General features: G+C 65.0%; 16 protein-coding genes. 8 read left to right on the top strand and 8 right to left on the bottom strand.

Translation table 11 applies throughout. From position 1 onward, the window contains the following. Nucleotides 1-105: 105 nt before the first annotated feature. Nucleotides 106-1,380, top strand: coding sequence for a serine hydrolase (locus NLM33_RS46070; RefSeq protein ID WP_254105395.1), 1,275 nt, complete (start codon nt 106-108; stop codon nt 1,378-1,380). Here the strand turns inward: NLM33_RS46070 and NLM33_RS46065 are convergent. The 3 genes from NLM33_RS46065 to NLM33_RS46055 all read right to left on the bottom strand — a co-directional run bounded on the left by NLM33_RS46065 (nt 1,366) and on the right by NLM33_RS46055 (nt 5,631). Continuing rightward, nucleotides 1,366-3,828 (bottom strand): bifunctional diguanylate cyclase/phosphodiesterase, encoded by a 2,463-nt coding sequence (locus tag NLM33_RS46065; RefSeq protein WP_254105392.1) that lies wholly within the window; start codon nt 3,826-3,828, stop codon nt 1,366-1,368. The genes NLM33_RS46070 and NLM33_RS46065 overlap by 15 nt on opposite strands. 352 nt (nt 3,829-4,180) lie before the next feature. Beyond that, nucleotides 4,181-4,375 carry a hypothetical protein gene (locus NLM33_RS46060; protein ID WP_027525651.1) on the bottom strand — a complete coding sequence of 65 codons (195 nt, stop codon included), beginning with the start codon at nt 4,373-4,375 and terminating at the stop codon, nt 4,181-4,183. Between the two features lie 272 nt (nt 4,376-4,647). After that, nucleotides 4,648-5,631, bottom strand: a complete 984-nt coding sequence (locus NLM33_RS46055; protein WP_254105389.1) for an aldo/keto reductase — start codon at nt 5,629-5,631, stop codon at nt 4,648-4,650. Nucleotides 5,632-5,732: 101 nt separating this feature from the next. On the opposite strand from NLM33_RS46055, the gene NLM33_RS46050 reads away from it, so the two are divergent. Next, the gene (locus NLM33_RS46050; protein WP_254105386.1) at nt 5,733-6,626 is read left to right on the top strand and encodes a LysR family transcriptional regulator; all 894 of its coding nucleotides are present in this window, start codon (nt 5,733-5,735) and stop codon (nt 6,624-6,626) included. A 307-nt stretch (nt 6,627-6,933) separates the two neighbouring features. On the opposite strand, the gene NLM33_RS46045 is transcribed toward NLM33_RS46050, so the two are convergent. Beyond that, entirely contained in the window at nt 6,934-7,995 is a 1,062-nt protein-coding gene (locus NLM33_RS46045; RefSeq protein WP_254105384.1) for a hypothetical protein, read from the bottom strand. A gap of 235 nt (nt 7,996-8,230) precedes the next feature. Between NLM33_RS46045 and NLM33_RS46040 the strand changes: the two genes are divergently transcribed. Further along, entirely contained in the window at nt 8,231-9,319 is a 1,089-nt protein-coding gene (locus NLM33_RS46040) for a patatin-like phospholipase family protein (RefSeq protein ID WP_254105381.1), read from the top strand. Between the two features lie 3 nt (nt 9,320-9,322). Here the strand turns inward: NLM33_RS46040 and NLM33_RS46035 are convergent, their stop codons facing one another. Next, entirely contained in the window at nt 9,323-9,751 is a 429-nt protein-coding gene (locus NLM33_RS46035) for a CBS domain-containing protein (RefSeq protein WP_254105378.1), read from the bottom strand. A gap of 191 nt (nt 9,752-9,942) precedes the next feature. Further along, a complete protein-coding gene (locus NLM33_RS46030; protein WP_254105374.1) occupies nt 9,943-10,749 on the bottom strand; it encodes a rhomboid family intramembrane serine protease in 807 nt (268 codons plus the stop codon). A gap of 453 nt (nt 10,750-11,202) precedes the next feature. Here NLM33_RS46030 and NLM33_RS46025 point away from each other — a divergent pair, with 453 nt between their 5' ends. From NLM33_RS46025 to NLM33_RS46015, 3 genes are all read left to right on the top strand, one after another. Beyond that, entirely contained in the window at nt 11,203-11,757 is a 555-nt protein-coding gene (locus NLM33_RS46025; RefSeq protein ID WP_254105372.1) for a PAS domain-containing protein, read from the top strand. Between the two features lie 29 nt (nt 11,758-11,786). Continuing rightward, nucleotides 11,787-12,308, top strand: coding sequence for a GNAT family N-acetyltransferase (locus NLM33_RS46020; protein ID WP_254105370.1), 522 nt, complete (start codon nt 11,787-11,789; stop codon nt 12,306-12,308). A gap of 141 nt (nt 12,309-12,449) precedes the next feature. Beyond that, nucleotides 12,450-12,749, top strand: coding sequence for a hypothetical protein (locus tag NLM33_RS46015; RefSeq protein WP_254105365.1), 300 nt, complete (start codon nt 12,450-12,452; stop codon nt 12,747-12,749). A 133-nt stretch (nt 12,750-12,882) separates the two neighbouring features. Here NLM33_RS46015 and NLM33_RS46010 read toward each other — a convergent pair whose 3' ends face one another. Further along, nucleotides 12,883-13,374: a DUF5680 domain-containing protein gene (locus NLM33_RS46010; RefSeq protein WP_254105362.1), complete on the bottom strand. Its 492-nt coding sequence runs from the start codon at nt 13,372-13,374 to the stop codon at nt 12,883-12,885. Beyond that, the gene (locus NLM33_RS46005) at nt 13,375-14,280 is read right to left on the bottom strand and encodes a LysR family transcriptional regulator (protein WP_254105360.1); all 906 of its coding nucleotides are present in this window, start codon (nt 14,278-14,280) and stop codon (nt 13,375-13,377) included. A 129-nt stretch (nt 14,281-14,409) separates the two neighbouring features. Here NLM33_RS46005 and NLM33_RS46000 point away from each other — a divergent pair, with 129 nt between their 5' ends. Together NLM33_RS46000 and NLM33_RS45995 are read left to right on the top strand one after the other, a co-directional pair. After that, the gene (locus NLM33_RS46000) at nt 14,410-15,741 is read left to right on the top strand and encodes an MFS transporter (protein ID WP_254105357.1); all 1,332 of its coding nucleotides are present in this window, start codon (nt 14,410-14,412) and stop codon (nt 15,739-15,741) included. Further along, nucleotides 15,734-16,807, top strand: coding sequence for a tartrate dehydrogenase (locus tag NLM33_RS45995; RefSeq protein ID WP_254105355.1), 1,074 nt, complete (start codon nt 15,734-15,736; stop codon nt 16,805-16,807). The genes NLM33_RS46000 and NLM33_RS45995 overlap by 8 nt, the downstream gene beginning before the upstream one ends. Nucleotides 16,808-17,572 lie beyond the last annotated feature (765 nt).

The following is a 17,572-nucleotide window of genomic DNA, read 5'->3' as shown; positions in this document are numbered from 1 at the left end:
AGTTGACGGACCGCTGATCTTCCGGCTTTGATCCCGTTGCGTCGGCCGGGCAGGATACCGAAGCGAGCCTTACCGCTGCCGCCTGATGCTGCGCGGGCTCTCGCCATGATCACCACGCGACGAACATTCCTCGCCGGCGCAGCGCTGCTCGCCGGCACCGCCGTGCGCAGCCGCGCGAACGACATACCCGTGCCCTCGCCCGATCAGCTCGAGCGCATCACGGCGTTCTTCGACAACGAGGTCACGACTGGCCGGCTTCCGGGTGCGGTCATACTGGTTCAGCAACACGGCAAGCCGCTCTTTCTGAAGACCATTGGCGTGCGCGACGTGCGGACCGGCCTGCCCATGACGCCGGACACGATCTTCGCCATCCACTCCATGACCAAGCCGGTCACGAGCCTCGCGGCCATGATGCTGATCGATACCGGCAGGCTGTCCCTGTCCGATCCCGTCTCCAAATACATCTCGTCCTTCGCCGACGTGAAAGTTGGGCTCGACACGGCGGCCGCCGAGCGATTGCATGTCCTCAAAACGGTGACCCCGATCCGGCCGGTCACCGTTCAGGACCTCATGCGGCACACCTCCGGGATCACTTACGGATATATCGGCGGCGAGCTGATCGAAGAGGCCTATATGGCCGCGAACATTTTCGAAGGCGGTTTCGACAATACGGAGTTCGCCGATCGCATTGCGAAACTGCCGCTGGCGCGCCAGCCCGGCACGCTCTGGCGCTACGGTCATTCCACCGACGTGCTCGGCCGCGTCATCGAGGTCATTTCGGGGCAGACGCTCTACCAGTTCCTCAAGCAGAACGTGCTCGATCCGCTCGGCATGACCAGCACCAAATTCGTGCTGACGACGCCCGACGAGTTCAAGCGGATGGCTCGGCCGCTGCCAAGCGACAAGATCCTGCTCGACGCCGAACGCGACCGCCTCGCCCATCCCGAATGGGAATCCGGCGGCGGCGGCCTGCTCTCGACCATCACCGACTACGGCCGCTTTGCGCAGATGCTGCTCAATGGCGGCGAGCTCGACGGCAAGCGCTATCTCAGCCCCGCCGCCTTCAAGAACATGACGACGGACCACATCGGGCCGGGCTCGGGCGTCGATCGCGACTATTTCTATTTCCCGGGCGACGGCTTCGGCTACGGCTACGGCCTTGCGGTGCGCACCGATCCCGGCAATGCCAAACCGCCGCCACCGGGCTCGATCGGCGAATTGAAGTGGGATTCGGGCAGCGGCACCTATTTCGGCGTCGATCCCAAGCTCGACATGATCTACGTCATGATGCAGCAGACCCAGAACGAGCGCGGCCGCATCACGCCAGCCTTCAAGGCGCTCGTCTACGATGCCTACCCTCCCGGGCTACGCCGCCCGTGAGGCGCGCTGTCCGAACGTCGTCAGCAACTGCTCGATCTCGCCCGCCGGGCGCGCGGCGCTGAACAGGAATCCCTGAACCTCGTTGCAGCCTTCCGCGCGCAGCCAGTCGAGCTGGTCCTCGGTCTCGACGCCTTCCGCGGTCGTCGTGATGTTGAGGCTGCGGCCGAGTCCCGAGATCGCGCGCACGATCGCGACGCAGTCAGGGCGCTCCGCGAGATCCTTCACGAAGGAACGATCGATCTTGATCTTGTCGAAGGGGAAGCTACGCAGATAGCTGAGGCTGGAATAGCCGGTGCCGAAATCGTCCATGGAGATGCCGACACCGAGCTCGCGCAACTGGTGCAGGGTGGCGAGGTTGGCGTCGGTCTCGGCCAGGAAGATCGACTCGGTGATCTCGAGCTCGAGCCGCTTCGGCGCCAGGCCCGATTGTGCCAGCGCCGAGATCACGACCTGGACCAGGTTGCGGCTGCGGAATTGCGCCGGCGACAGGTTGACCGCGACCTTGATGTCGCGCGGCCATTTCACAGCCTCGCTGCACGCTTCGCGCAACACCCACTCCCCGAGCTGCGTGATCAGGCCGATGTCCTCGGCTACCGGGATGAACTCGGCCGGCGAGATCATGCCCTTGTCCGGATGACGCCAGCGCAACAGGGATTCGAACCCCGAGATGCGGTCGGAGGCGATCGAGACCAGCGGCTGGTAGTGCAGCTCGAATTCGCCATTGGCAAACGCACGCCGCAGGTCGAGCTCCATGTCGCGGCGCCGCTGCGCTTGCAGATCCATCTCTCTTTCGAAGAAATGGTGCATGCCGCCGCCGTCGGACTTGGCCCGGTAGAGCGCCATGTCGGCATTGCGCATCAATTCCTCCGACGTCACGCCGTCGCCGGGCGACAGCGCAATGCCGATGCTGGCGCCGATGACGAGCTCCAGGCCGTCGATGTCGTAGGGCGCGCTCAGCATCTCGATCAGCAGGCTCGCACAGGCGCTGGCCTCGTTCGGCGAGACGTCGGCAGCAAGGATCACGGCAAACTCGTCGCCGCCGAGGCGAGCGGCAAGGTTGGCGCCGCGGATCGCGATTGCCAGGCGCTCCGCGACCTGCTTCAGCAGGCGGTCGCCCACGGGATGGCCGAAGGAATCGTTGACGGTCTTGAACAGGTCGAGATCGACGCAGAGCACGCCGACCCTTTTGCCCCCGGCCTGGTCGAGCGCCTGCTTCAGGCGCTCCTGGAAATGCTCCCGGTTCGCCAGATTGGTAAGCCCATCATGATGGGCCATGTAGGCGATGCGCGCCTCGGCCTTGCGCCGTTCGGTGATGTCGACCACCGCGACCAGATAGCCGTCGCGGCCTTCGAACGTGACGCGGCGGCCGAAGGTCAGGACCTCGATCTCGCTGCCGTCGGCGCGCAGGTGCCGCCAGTTGCGTGAGGAGTGATAGGCATCACCGAGACGCTCCAGCGCCTCGGCGTGGCTGTCCCATTCGTCCTGCGGCCAGATTTCCGGCAGGCTCATGCGCAGGAAGACATCCCGGCTGTAACCATAGTGCTGGACCGCGGCGTCATTGACGCCCAGGAAGCGTTTCGTCTCGGCGTCGAACACCCACATCGGCATCGGGTTGCTGTCGAACAGCAGCCGGAAGGATGCGTCGCGCTGCTTCAGCGCGGTGACATCGGAGATCGTGAGCGACACGACATCGGCAAAGGCGGTGGCGCAGAGCCGGAGATGGCGTCCATCGTGCTCTATCTCGCGCTGCTCGCTGCGGCCGCCCGAGATGGCTGAATACAGAATCTCCACGACGTCCGGTGACGCCAGCAGCGTGTCGCCCTCCCCGAGCCGGCGCCACAACAAGCTTCCGCTCGCGACCTTCAGGAGCACCTCCGCGCTTCTGTTGTGATGCACAATCTGGAAGTCAAAGGGCCTCGCATCGGCATCGCGCAGCGCGGCCAGCGACACCACCGCGTCGTCGGTGGCCGAGAAGATCGCATCGAGGAGATTATATTGTCCGCCGCGCTCGTTGACGTAAGTCCCGATCAGCATGGCGCCCCAGCGCGAGGCCGTCGGCAGCGCCAGCACGTCGTAGGTCCTGACCATGCCGTCGCGCACGCAGTGCGCGCGCGCATGATGCGGGCGGCCGTTCCGCAGCGCGTTCGCCGCGACTTCCGCAAGCGCGGTGGCGCAATCGGGCGCAAGGGCTGCCACCGGAACGTCCCAGCGCTCGTCGCCGAGCCAAGTCTGCACGTAGCGTCCACTGCGCGACAATTTGAGCGCACCGTCGTTCCGCAGCAGCGCGATGTGGTCGGCGAGCCGTCCGAGGCTGCCGAGCATCACGTCCTCGTAGCGCGGCAACCGTTCGCCCGGCCGCAACGCAGCGTGCCATTTGCGCTGAAGCACCGGGATGTCGTCAAACATGTCGGTGGCCGGTTTGCCCGGCATTGTCTTCGCGGCACTCATTGCATTCCCCACGCACTCTGCCGCGCATCCAAGGCAGACGCACTTAATGGCGTGTAAAAGGTTTTTGCGTGCGGCGCCCAAAGCGCGATTATGACAGTTTTAAGTCAGGCGATGGTTAGGGCGCATTAGAGAGTGTGACGGTGGGACAAAGGAAGTCGCGTCAACAGGAGTTCACGACCATCGTCAGGCACCAATGCTGACCCCAACGTCATCCGGACGGGCAAAGTCCCAGGAGTGATTTGCCCGACGGCACACGTGGTTTCTTATTTATCGAAATCAACCCCATGCAAAGTAGAATGACGCGTCAGCCCGCCAGCCGCTCGCCGCGCGTCGTATGGGCGCGGGCGCGCCGCTAGTCCTCGCTCGAGGCCGCCGACCGGTTGTTGAGATAGGCCTGGGACAGGAGGAAAAACAGCGCGCGTTCGCCCTGATACTTGGCCGCCGGTCGGGTGCGCTCGAAGCCGTCGGCAAACAGCTTGCCCGACTGGTCGCAAACCTGCCACCGCCAGCCAAATCGCTTGCGTCTCGTAAGGACCACTTCGAACATGCCGACGGGCTGCGCCCCCTGCTCGTTGCCGGCCACGCGAGGCGAAGACGGACGACCCGCGCATCCGGCCCCCTTGGACGGATGCCAGAGGTATAACGCAGCAGGAGCGAAAGAGAACAAAATTGATTATCGGAATTGTATCGCAGGTGCGGTGTTTCCCCAGGCCTTGCGCTTGAACACGGTTTGGTAGCGCTTTCGCACGCGATTCAAATCGGAACACAAGGCGGGTCGACCGGTGAGCAGAGACTCACCGGTCAATCCCGTGGCGAACCTCAGCGGCCGACTCGCGCCTGCAGATGCGCCGGATAGCGATCGCCCTCGACGGTGACGCTGGCGAGAATGTCGGCGATGGCACGGCGATCGGCATCCGTCAGCGCGACGGCGGCAGCACCGATGTTTTCCTCGAGACGATGGAGCTTCGTGGTGCCGGGAATCGGTACGATCCAGGGCCTTTGCGCCAGCAGCCAGGCGAGCGCGATCTGCGCCGGCGTCACACCCTTCGCTTTCGCGATCGCGCCGAGCAGGTCGACGAGAGCCTGGTTGGCCTTTCGTGCGCTGGATGAGAAGCGCGGTACGATGTTGCGGAAGTCGTTCTGATCAAACGTGGTGCTTTCAGTGATTGCACCGGTCAGGAACCCTTTGCCGAGAGGGCTGAACGGGACGAAGCCGATGCCGAGTTCCTCCAGTGTCGGCAGGATCTCCTTTTCCGGCTCGCGCCACCACAGCGAATATTCGCTCTGCAGCGCGGTGACCTTCTGCACCGCATGGGCACGACGGATGGTCTGCGCGCCTGCCTCCGACATGCCGAAATGGGCGACCTTGCCGGCAGCGATGAGATCCTTCACGGCTCCGGCGACCTCCTCGACCGCGACCTCCGGATCGACGCGGTGCTGATAGAGCAAATCGATGCGATCCGTCTTCAGCCGCTTCAATGCGGCATCGGTGAATGCGCGGATGTTGGCGGGCCTCGAGTCGAGACCGGCCTCGACCTTGCCGTCCCTGAAGCCGAACTTGGTCGCGATCACGATCTTGTCGCGGAACGGCGCCACCGCCTCGCCCACCAGCTCCTCGTTGACGAAGGGACCGTAGGCCTCTGCCGTATCGAAGAACGTCACGCCGCGCTCGAAGGCCGTCCTGATCAGCGCGATCGCCTGGCTCTTGTCCGTCGCGGGGCCATAGCCATAGCTCAACCCCATGCAGCCGAAGCCGAGGGCCGAGACTTCGAGACCGCTGTTTCCCAGTTTGCGCGTTTGCATTGCATTTTCTCCGGCTTGTGACGTCGGACGCAAATTTAGAGCGCGCCGCGGCCAGCGATTAGGTGATAAAATAGGCATGTACTGATGATCTGGATTCATGAATGGCCCGGGCCAACGTCAACGATCTCATCGCCTTTCTCGCAGTCGCGCGCGAGCGCAGCTTCACCCGCGCCGCAGCCCAGCTCGGCGTGTCGCAATCCGCGCTGAGCCACACCGTGCGCGCCCTCGAGGAGCGGCTCGGCTTGCGGCTTCTGACCCGCACAACGCGGAGCGTCGCGCCAACCGAGGCCGGCGAGCGCCTGCTGCGCACCGTCGGGCCGCGGTTCGACGAGATCGACGCGGAATTGTCCGCGCTCACGGAGCTGCGCGAAAAGCCCGCGGGCACCATCCGCATCACCACGGGCGAGCACGCGGCGCATACCGTGCTGTGGCCTGCGCTCGCAAGGCTCCTGCCGCGCTATCCCGACATCAAGGTCGAGCTCGCCGTCGATTACGGTCTGACCGACATCGTTGCCGAGCGCTACGATGCCGGTGTGCGCCTCGGCGAACAGGTCGCCAGGGACATGATCGCGGTGCGCATCGCGCCCGACATGCGCATGGCCGTGGTCGGCGCGCCCGCCTATTTCACGGACCGTCCCAGGCCGAAGCAGCCGCAGGATCTGACCGAGCACGGCTGCATCAACATCCGCCTGCCGACCTATGGCGGGATCTATGCCTGGGAGTTCGAGAAACGCGGCCGCGCGATGAAGGTGCGCGTCGACGGGCAGTTGGTGTTCAACACCGGCACGCTCAGGATGAATGCCGTGCTGGCGGGGCTTGGTCTTGCCTATCTCCCGGAGGATCTGGTGAAGCGGGAGATCGCCGACGGCCGGCTGATCCGCGTGCTCGCCGACTGGTGCCCGCCGTTTGCGGGCTACCATCTGTATTATCCGAGCAGGCGGCAGCCAACCCCTGCCTTCGCCGTGCTGGTCGAGGCGCTACGCTATAGGAAATGAGATTGAGCTGCGACCGCGGCCGAGATCAGCTCCCTCGCCGCGCCCTTCGCGGCAGGGCAATCGCATTTGGGTTGGTGAACGTGCTCGGCCCCATGGTTCGAGACGCGCCGCAAGCGGCGCTCCTCACCATGAGGGTCTAAGATTTTGCCGCGAAACTGGACCTCATCCTGAGGAGCCCGCCAGCGGCGGGCGTCTCGAAGGATGGGCCGCAAAGGAACCGCTCACCCGGTTCTTTTGCATATGCGATTGCCCTGCCGTAAGCGGGGCGAGGTGAGAAGGCATCGCCGTCTGGTTCAGGCTGGATGCGTCAGCGTGCGACGACTTCGACTTCGCCGTCGACGCCGTTGACGACGTTGAAGCCGCGCTCAAAGACCTTGCCCTCGTTCTTGGCGATGGCGCGGTATTCGCCTTCGGAGAGCACGACGCGCGGGAAGGCGCCGATCGATTCCTTGATCACGTCGCCGCCGGGGGTGAGCACCGACCAGGCGGTGTTGGCGAGCGCCTCGCCGCCCTTGTCGCTGACGAGCTTCAGAGTAATCACGGCTGCGCGGTGGGTGATGGTCACGTCGGTGAGCTTGCCCGCCTGCACGCGAATGTCGGAGCGCACCACCGAGTTGGCATCGCCATAGTTGGAGATGATGTAGTAGGTGCCCTCCGGCAGCAGCACGACGTCGCCGGCGGCGACGTTCGGCACCAGCGAGGAGCGCTCGCCGCCTTCGAATTGGCTGCCCTTGTAGATCGCGAACGAGATCTGGTTCTGCGGAATGCGGCTGGTGCCGACGCGGCCCTCGATGCGCAGGCCCCCGGCCGGCAGCACGAAGGCCTCGCGGTCGGTCTCGGCCTTCAGGCTCACCGTGCGCACCGCGCTGACGAGGCCGAAGGCCACGTGCACAACGTAATTGCCGGGCTGCAGCACGATGTTGGGCGTGGCGTTGCGGTCCTCTTTGATCAGCTTGAACGTGCCGTTCTCGTCGGGGCGGTCGGCAAACACCCGCCACACCAGCCCGCTGGTGATCGGCGGCAGATCCTTGCCGTATTTCGCGGTCAGCGACAGCACGGCTTGGCCGGGCGCGGCCGCCCCCATGGGCGCGGCCGGCGGAACGGTCGCGACCGAGGGCGGAATGGTCGGAGATGCAGGCTGCGTCAGCGTCGGCGGCAGGCTCGGCGGCGCCGCTCCGGGGCCCGAGGGCGGCGCGAGGCTGACGGCCGCGCCGGGATCAGGCACGGCGGCCGGTGGCACCGGCGGCGGGCGGTCGGAGAACAATTGCGCGTGAGCGGTGCCCTCGCCAAGGACGCAGGCAAGCAAAACAGCCGGCAGCAGCCATCCGCTGCGCCGCCATCGTCTGATGCCGTCACCCCCGAAAATCATGCCACCTGCTTTTCACCGAAAACGCGGCAAATTCAAGCCACCGGAACCCCGGGAAACACCTGTTTCTGGAACAGGTGGAACCTCAAATGATTAGTCTTGCAGCAACCGGCCATCGCCATACTCCTGCCCAGTGCCCTCCCCAAAGCGGCATAAACCATGCTTCGCTGTGTTTCTGGCGGGACAGGATCGCGGTGCCTAGTCTGGTCTGCGTCAGTCGGGTCGTAGGAGATCTTCGGTGCTGGATATGTTGAAGGGTCGCGGCGCGAACGGCTCCAACGGTGCGAACGGCGAAAAGGTGGGGCTCGGCAGCATTCGCCGGCCGGTTATCGGCCTTGCGCTCGGCGGCGGTGCGGCGCGTGGCTTCGCCCATATCGGTATTCTGAAAACGCTGCTGGCCAACGGCATCGTGCCGAACGTCGTGGTCGGCACCTCGATCGGCGCGGTGGTCGGCGGCGCCTATGCCGCCGGTCATCTCGACACGCTGGAGGAATGGGCCCGCAGCTTCCAGGGCGTGCGCAATATCCTCTCCTATCTCGACATCCGCCTCAATGGCTCCGGCCTGATCGGCGGCGAGAAGCTCGCAACCCGGCTGGAAGCGGCGATCGGCCAGACCCTGATCGAGGAATTGCCGATCAAGTTCGCCACGGTCGCCACCGAGGTCCGTACCGGCCACGAGATCTGGCTGACGCGCGGGCGCATGGTCGAGGCGATGCGCGCCTCCTATGCACTGCCGGGCATCTTCTCGCCCGTGCTGATCGGCGACCGCTGGCTGGTCGACGGCGCGCTGGTGAATCCGGTGCCGGTCTCGGCGGCGCGGGCGCTGGGCGCGGAAATCGTCATCGCTGCAAATCTTTCCAGCGACATCTTCACCCATTCCACGACCATTTATTCACACGGCACGATGGCCGCTCCGGTCGCGCCGGCGGCAACCGAGGACGCCGCGGCCAAGGACGGCGCCAAGGACACAGCCAAGCGGCGCTTTCCGAGGTTTTTCTCGCCCGAGCGCACGGTGAAGCGCGAGTTCTTCGGCAGTGTCGGACGGCCCGGCATCTCCTCGGTGATGGTGGATGCCTTCAACATCATGCAGGACCGCATCACCCGCGCGCGGCTTGCGGGCGATCCGCCGGACATGCTGATCACGCCGCGGGTCGGCCAGATCGGCTGGTTCGACTTCCATCGCGCTGACGATCTGATCGCCTTCGGCGTCCGCGCCGCCGAGCGCGCGATCGAGTCCATCCAGGAGGCGATCCACGTGCTGGCGCCGGCGCTGGAAGACACCGCGCCCAAGACGGGCGACAAGCCCGGCGAGAAAGTCAGCGAATAGAGCTCATGCCGTCTTGATGTAGTCGCGCAGGGCTTCCTGCTCGGTCTCGTATTCGCGCACACGCCATTTGACGATGTCGCCGATCGAGATCAGGCCAACCACTTTGCCATTGTCGAGGACCGGCAGATGCCGGAACTTTCCTGTGGTCATCATCTCCATGATCTCGGCGACCGTGTCGGTCTCCTTGCAGGTCACGACCTTGCGGGTCATGACGCTCGAGACCGGCTCCTCCAGCAGCCCTGCACCCCGCTCGCCGAGCACGCGCACGATGTCGCGTTCCGACAGGATGCCTTCCAGCCGGCTCTGATTCATCACCAGCACCGCGCCGATCTTCTTCTCGCCCAGCAGCTTGATTGCGGCCGACATCTTCGCGTCGGGCTCGACGCTCATGATTTGGTGGCCCTTGGTGTTGAGGATAGAACGTACCGTCATTGCCGCCTCCCTGAATCCAACCCAGCCCTCTAAGCTTCGGGCCGGACTTGTTCGCGAGTCTTCAACTAACAGTCTCAGTGCCGGTTTCATTCTCAGGCACCGCGCGAAGCAGGGCCGCTACCGGCTTGTCGCATCACGACATTCTTCGCATGAGATGATGGATGAAATCGCTCCATCTCGCAAGCGCCGCTTCAAATGCGGTCTGAAATGTCCTGTGATGACGCATCTGCAGCATCGGGGCGCGCGCGCGGCACGGGGTCGAACAGCGAGAACAGCAGAAGCCCCGCGAAGAAGCCGCCGATATGCGCCTGCCAGGCGACGGTTGCGCCCTCGGTGTCGACCCCGATGGCCCCGATGCCGAAGATGATGTTGACGCCGAACCACACCGCTAGAAAGCCCATCACCCGCCCGTCGCGCAGCGCCCGCGACAGCGGCAGCGCCGGCACCTTTGCCGCCGTGTCGGCATCGCTGCGGCTGAAGGACAGGAAACTGCCACGCACGAAGGCAAAGCGGATCGCGGCCGCCATGGCGCCGGATACCGACGCCGACGCCCCGATCATCGGCGCCACCGCATGCTCATGGGTGAGGAGATGGGCAAGCGCGCCCGCCGCCGCCGTCACCGCCAGGAACAGGTAGAAGCGCACCGGCCCGAAGCGCCGCGCCAGCGCGCTGCCGAACGGCAACAGCCACAGCACGTTGAAGCCGAGATGGGTGAGATTGGCGTGGAGCAGCGAATAGGTGACGAAGGTCCATACCTTCGCACCGCTGCCGCCGGGGATCGCGAGATTGAGCAGCGAGGAATCATAGCGCTTCGGGATGAAGCCGAAGATGTCGATGGTCCAGTTCTCGAGTTCCGGCGGCAGCAGCACCCGCAGATGGATCACCGCCAGCAGCGCGATGTAGGCCGTCAGCGCCCCCGGCAGCGTCAAAACCGGCTCGTGCCGCGCGTCCTGAAGTGCGGCCGGCTCATCCGGCGGAGAATTTGGCGGGGCGTCCAAGGGATTTTTGGCTTTCAAAGCGCGAACAGAGCGACAGGCGTGGAGATAGTCGCCTTTGCCCACCCCGTGCAAGTGCACAAAAGGAAAAGGGAGGGCCCTGGGAAAGCCCTCCCTGTCCGTGTCGGCCTTCCGGGACTTGGAGGAAAAAGGAGTATCCCCACCCCTCCCCGCGGCCCGTGACCAAACTGTTTGACGCCCTGTGTACAGGCCTCGCCGAAACCTGGAAAACGGCGAAGCTTGCGACCGCGGCGACCATAGCAGCCGCGCGAACGGGTTAAAGCCCATCGTTAATTTAACGTTAACGACGCAAAGACCCGCCCTTGAGGGCAAAAAACGCGCCTGCGGCATGGACGCTGCAAATCCGCTCCTGCACAACACAGAAGGGGACCCGAGGTGCACTGAAGCGGGACAAGTCTGTCCCATGACGTGCGGCCGAGGGGCGAGCGTAGAGTCATGAAGCATCCGTCAAGCCGCGAATTCTTCGCCTATTGGGACGACAAGCGCGGCACCGCGCGGGCGCCTGACCGCGCCGATATCGATCCGGCTGCCGTCCGCGGCCTGCTGGGCGACATCTTTGTCCTGTCCTGCGAGCCGACGCTTGGCTTTCCCTTCCGCGTCGCCGGCACGCGCGTCTGCGCGCTCACGGGACGCGACCTCAAGGACCAGAGCTTTGCCGCGCTGTTTGCGCGCGAGTGCCGCTCCGAGATCGAGGAGATCACTGCAATCGTCGCAGAGGAGACGCTTGGCGCCATCGCCGGCCTCACCGCGACGCGGCAGGACGGCACGCGCGCGCATCTCGAGCTCTTGCTGCTGCCCTTCAACGCGCGTCCGCATACCCCGGTGAGCGTCACCGGCGTGCTCGCCCCGTTCAACGACGAATATGGTGCGCTCGGCGAATTCGCCCTCACCTCCTGGCGCTATCTGCACCAGCCTGAGAAGCTGTTGCCCCGCGCCATCCGCAAGCTGCAGATCGCGCGCGGATTGATGGTATATGAGGGGCTGAGATAGACGCCCGCCCCGGGCGCGCGGGAAGCAACGTGCAATCACATTGGCGCCGCGCCGAGCCTTCCGATCTGCCGGCGATCAACGCGATCGCGACGGCCGTCCATCCCGATCTGCCGGAACGCGGGGACGTGCTTGCGGAGAAGATGAGCTTGTTTCCGGAGGGCTGCCGGGTGCTCATCGCAGGCGACGACGTCTTTGGCTACGGTATCGCTCATCCCTGGACGCTCCACCAGATTCCGCCGCTCGACGACTTCCTGCAACGACTGCCGCCTGCGCCGGACTGCCTCTACGTGCATGACGTCGCGGTAATGCCTGCCTCGCGCGGCAGCCGCGTCGCGACATCGTACATCGAGACGCTCGCACGCCTGGCGCGCGCGAGCGGAATCGAACATCTCGCGCTCGTCTCCGTCTACGACACCTCTCCGTTCTGGGCGCGCCACGATTTTCGCGTGATCGCGCCCGATGCGGCGTTGCGCACCAAGCTCGTGTCCTATGGCGACGGCGCAAGATACATGGTCCGCAATCTCGCTGAGAGCCGTTTGCGCGAGGCATAGTGGGCGCAGTGGACACGTTGCCCAGTCGCCGCAGACCATTCACGTTGCCGTGTACGCGCTCGAACCGGTTTTCGTCCGGCTCCGTCCAACGGCTGAGCGGGCCGTTCCGGGCTTCGCTGAATCGAAGACTGGAGAACTCCCATGTTTACGAAATCCAGATTGACAGCAATTGCATTGATCAGTTTTGCCGCCACGACCGCGATGGCCACGACCAACGCCAACGCATTCCACGAGCGCGTTACGACCTGCGATATCCTCTTCGTCGCGGGTTGCGGCCCGCTGTTTCTGACTGAAGCGCCGGCCCCCCGCCGGACCGATCGTCTGCCGCCTCCCCGCGACACGTCCCCGACCTACATGAAGCAGACCGATCCCCGCTACAGCTCCGCGATGAATAACGCCGGAGGAGGCGGTGGTGGCGGTGGTGGCGGTGGCGGCCGCTGAGTTCACCTGACGTGACCGAATACGGCGCCGCCGGCGTGCTCCGGCGGCGTTTATTTGCTTTGCGGATTGAGCGCTGACAAACTCGGATCGATGCGAGAAGCGACCATGATGGCTGTCCCTCATCCGCGCGACGTCATCTCAACAGGCCGCCCCCGTAGCGCAGCTCGTACAGATCGACGCCGCCTTGCGCGATCACCTCGACGCCGTGGAAGCGTTCGAGCGAACCTTCGACATCGTTGCGATAGGCCAAGTCATCGGCGGTGAGACTCGCCGGTCCACGATAGGGCATGTCGACGCTCACCGCGAGCAACGCCTGGCGCAAGAACTGGTAGATCGAGAGCAGCGTTGCACGGTCATCGATGTCGCTCCGCGCGCCACCCGAGTAGCTCATCGACCAGATGACCCTGTCATCCCGCGACACGGTCTCCTGACCAACGAAAAAGCCCATGCCGAAATAGATGTCGCGGTATGTGTAAGGCGGCGCGCGGTGCTCGAGCTGCTTCGAGCCGGCGAGCAGAGGCGCTGCGATGGTCGCGTCGTCATCGAGACCGGCGTAGGTGCGCCGCTTGGCCTCGACGAGGAAGGCGGCAAGATCGCTGAGGGCATCAGGCAAGCGATGGGTCACTCACGCCTCCTTCGCGTAAGCTGCAAGCCCCGCCCTGATCATCGCCAGCATCTCGTCGCGAACCGGGTCGCTGGTGCCGCGCGGCCAGGCCGCGGCGAGCGGCAGCTTGTTGGCCGTGGAGGCCGCGAGCGGAATGTAGCGCACGCCGCGTGTCGCCATGCGCGCGGTCCAGCGCGGGACGATGGCGACGCCGAGGCCGGCAGAGACCAGATTGACGATGGTCTGCTTCTCCTCGGCGATCTGGGCGATATGCGCATCCAGCCCCGCCTCCGCGAACAGTTTTATGGTGAGGTCGTGGCTGTGCGGGCGCGACTTGCGCTCGGGCACGATCAGCGCCTCACCTTCGAGATCGGCGATTCTGACGCGCTTGCGCGACGCCAAACGGTGGCGGTCGGGCACCACGACGACCGCCGTCTCGTGAAACAGGAAGAGAAACTCGAGCCGCTTGTCGGCCTGCTGCGGCGGGCGGACCAGCGCGAGATCGAGCCGGCCGGACAGAAGACGCGGCAACAGGCGGATGGTCTTGTCCTCAACCAGCTGCACCGTGACGTCGGGCCTGCGCTTCCTGAAATCGTGCAGCAGCATCGGGAGCAGGCCCGCCGCCGCGCTGTCGATCGCGCCCAGGCGCACCTTTGCGGCGCGCTTGCGCGCGCGGTTGCGGAATTTGTCGGCGATCGCATCGGCCTGTGCCAGGAGCTGGCCGGCTTCCTTGACCAGCAGCTCGCCCTCCTCCGTGAGCGCAACGCTGCGGGTCGTGCGCGTCATCAGGCGCGCGCCGAGATCCTCCTCCAGGAGGCGGATGTGACGACCGAGCGCCGAAGGCAGCATGTCGAGCCGCTGCGCCGCCTTGCCGAAATGCAGCTCCTCGGCCGCCGCGAGGAAGCAGCGCAATTGATGCAGGTCCATTCCGTCCTCCGCGTGCGATTATATCAATTTTTTGAATAAACGCGAGCCGATTGTCTTTGAGCCCTGCCGGGTCTTTCGTGCAGGGAGCCGTCAAGCATAACGACAACAGTCAGGCGAGGAGATCGCTCGATGAGTTCCGAACTGGAATCACGGGTGCTGCGCAAGATCACGTTGCGCATCGTCCCGTTCATCATGCTCTTGTACTTCATTGCCTTCATCGACCGCGTCAACATCGGTTTCGCGGCGCTGACCATGAACAAGGACCTCGGCTTCTCGCCGACCGTGTTCGGCTTCGGCGCCGGCATCTTCTTCCTCGGCTATTTCCTGTTCGAGGTGCCCTCCAACCTCGTGCTCGACAAGGTCGGGGCGCGGATCTGGATCGCGCGGGTGATGATCACCTGGGGCCTGATCTCGGGCGCGATGGCCTTCGTCCAGGGCCCCAACAGCTTCTATGCCCTGCGCTTCCTGCTGGGTGCTGCGGAAGCCGGTTTCTTCCCCGGCATCATCCTTTACCTCAGCTACTGGTTTCCGGCGCGCCAGCGCGCCGCCGTCACCGCCCTGTTCATGGCCGCCGCACCGCTCTCGACAGTGCTGGGCTCGCCGGTGTCCGGCGCGCTGCTCGAGATGCACGGCCTGTTCGGATTGGCCGGCTGGCAGTGGATGTTCCTGATCGAGGCGGCGCCTGCGCTCGTGCTCGGCGTGATCGTGCTGTTCTACATGACCGATCGGCCCGAAAAGGCGAAGTGGCTCACCGACGACGAACGCCGCTGGCTGGTGCTGACGATGAATGCGGAGGTGACCAGCAAGGCGCATGTGGCGAGCCACAGCATCTGGCGCGGTCTTGCGGATCCACGCGTGCTCGCGCTGTCGCTGGTCTATTTCGGCACCTCGGCCGGTCTCTACACGCTCGGCATCTGGGCCCCGCAGATCATCAAGGAGCTCGGGCTCTCCTCGCTCCAGGTCGGCTTCCTCAACGCGGTGCCGGGTATCGTCGCCGTGATCGCGATGGTCGCATGGGCGCGGCATTCGGACCGCACCGGCGAACGCACATGGCACGTGGTGTCTGCCTGCCTGCTCGCCTCCCTTGGCCTTGCGATGGCCGGCTTCGCTGGCACGGTGGCCTCCGTCGTGCTGACGCTCACCCTCGTCAATATCGGCATCTCCTCCTCCAAGCCGCCGCTGTGGAGCATGCCGACGCTGTTCCTGTCCGGTTCGGCAGCGGCCGCAGGCATCGCCACCATCAACTCGATCGGCAATCTCGGCGGCTTCGTCGGTCCCGCCATGATCGGCTGGATCAAGGACATGACCGGCAGTTTTCAAGGCGGACTGTTCTTCGTCGCCGGCCTGCTCGTGCTATCAGCCCTGCTGACCTGGCTGCTCTCCCGCTCGCAAGCCGCGCGCGACGTCGCTGACGCCATCCCCAACGCCAATTCATTCCCACGGAGATCCAACCATGCGTGAATATTCCATTGCCGCTATCCCTGCCGATGGCATCGGCCCCGAAGTGATCGCCGCCGGCGTCACCGTGCTGGAGAGCCTGCAAAAGCGCCTCGGCGACGTGAAGTTCAACGTCGAGACTTTCGACTGGGGCTCGGCCTATTATCGCAAGCATGGCGTGATGATGCCGACCGACGGGCTCGCGAAGCTGAAGAAATTCGACGCGATCTATTTCGGCGCGGTCGGCGCGCCGGACGTGCCTGATCACATCACGCTGTGGGGCCTGCGCCTGCCGATCTGCCAGGGCTTCGACCAATACGCCAATGTGCGCCCGACAAAAATCCTGCCGGGCATCACCTCTCCCTTACGCAATGTCGGCACCGGCGATCTCGACTGGGTGATCGTGCGCGAGAATTCGGAAGGCGAATATGCCGGCTGCGGCGGCCGCGTGCATCGCGGCCTGCCCGAGGAGGTCGGCACCGAGGTCGCCGTGTTCACCCGCGTCGGCGTCCAGCGCATCATGCGCTACGCGTTCAAGCTTGCGCAGTCGCGGCCCCGAAAGCTGCTCACGGTCGTCACCAAGTCCAACGCGCAGCGCCATGGCATGGTGATGTGGGACGAGATCGCCGACGAAGTGTCCAGGGAATTCCCCGACATCACCTGGGACAAGATGCTGGTCGATGCGATGACGGTGCGGATGACGCTGAAGCCGCAGAGCCTCGACACCATCGTCGCGACCAACCTCCACGCCGACATCCTGTCCGACCTCGCCGGCGCCCTCGCCGGCAGCCTCGGCGTCGCGCCGACCGCCAACATCGATCCCGAGCGCCGCTTCCCCTCGATGTTCGAGCCGATCCACGGTTCGGCCTTCGACATCACCGGCAAGGGCATCGCCAATCCGGTGGCGAGTTTCTGGACGGCCTCGCAGATGCTCGATCATCTCGGCGAGCGCGACGCCTCCGCACGATTGATGCGTGCGGTGGAAAAGGTCTCGGCCGCCGGCATCAAGACGCCCGACGTCGGCGGCAGCGCGACGACGAAGCAGGTGACGGAAGCTGTCGTGGACGCGATCCATAGCTCCAACGTGTGAGTTGTCGCGCTACCGGTCCCGCGGGACTGCAACCAACGCGACTGTGAGCCGTTTACTTCGCGCAATTCCTCGACCTACGGAGGTTCTCATGGTCAAGAAGGCGCTTTTCGCGCTCGGTGTTGCTGCGATCCTTGCTCTCGCACCGGGCGCTGCTTCCGCACAGCGTGGCTTTCACGGCGGCTTTGCAGGGGGAGGATGGCACGGTGGCGGCTGGGGCGGCGGGTGGCGTGGAGGCGGCTGGGGTTGGGGCGGACCGGCTGTGGGCCTCGGCGTCGGATTAGGCATCGCCAGTGCGGCAGCTTGGGGGCCCGGTTGGGGCTGGGGTGCCCCGGGTTGGGGCTATGCCGGGTGGGATGGATGTACGAGATGGCGTCGGGTCTGGACTGGCTGGGGATGGCGCGTCGTCCCCGTGAACGTTTGTTGGTGAGATGCCGTGTTGTCGGCGGTGGCGCCAGAGGGCTCACCGCCGATCCCCGTGTTTTCGAATGTGCCGGTCTGTTCGGCGCTTAGCCGCTGCCGCACAGAGCTGCATTGTGGATTGCGGGAGCCTGTTAATCTTTTCTTAACCATGCGCGTCCAGCCTTGTACTCGGTGGGGATCGTTCATCCTTGGGCGGGGCTCGATGGAGGCGACGAGATGCACGGGCGTGAGATGCAGCCCGAGGCCAACCTGCTTTCGGCTTTTGCGCTGATGATTGTCGGTGCCTTGGGTGTGGGCCTGCCAATGGCTGTGGTCATCATTTGGCTCTGTTCCTGACAAGGAACC

The sequence above is a fragment of the Bradyrhizobium sp. CCGUVB1N3 genome (assembly GCF_024199925.1).
In the GTDB taxonomy this organism is placed as follows: Bacteria; Pseudomonadota; Alphaproteobacteria; order Rhizobiales; family Xanthobacteraceae; genus Bradyrhizobium.
This window is presented reverse-complemented; position numbering and strand designations above follow the sequence as displayed.